The sequence below is a fragment of the Aquitalea sp. ASV15 genome (assembly GCF_016429115.1).
Lineage (GTDB): Bacteria > Pseudomonadota > Gammaproteobacteria > Burkholderiales > Chromobacteriaceae > Aquitalea > Aquitalea magnusonii.
Map to the genome: position 1 here is coordinate 1 of NZ_JAELTZ010000186.1, position 314 is coordinate 314.

At 75.2% G+C, this 314-nt stretch carries 1 protein-coding gene; it reads left to right on the forward strand.

Annotated elements, in window-relative coordinates; all coding sequences use genetic code 11:
* Window positions 1-201, forward strand: a 201-nt coding sequence (locus JHD64_RS21445) for a hypothetical protein (protein WP_199055691.1), incomplete at its 5' end; no start/stop codon positions are given.
* Window positions 202-314 lie beyond the last annotated feature (113 nt).

A 314-nucleotide genomic window follows, 5' to 3' on the forward strand; every position in this document is an offset into this window, starting at 1 on the left:
CCGCTGGTGCTGCGCGTGCTGTGCAGCACCCTGCTGCTGACGCCGGCCATGGTGTTCTGCTTCATCCCGCTGTGCAGCCGCCTGCTGCGCAACTGGCTGCAAGGCAAGAGCCAGCGCGCGCCAGCACCTGTCTCTTATACACATCTGACGCTGCCGACGAACGAACAACAGTGTAGATCTCGGTGGGCGCCGGATCATTAAAAAGGGGGGGGGGGGGGGGGGGGGGGGGGGGGGGGGGGGGGGGGGGGGGGGGGGGGGGGGGGGGGGGGGGGGGGGGGGGGGGGGGGGGGGGGGGGGGGGGGGGGGGGGGGGGG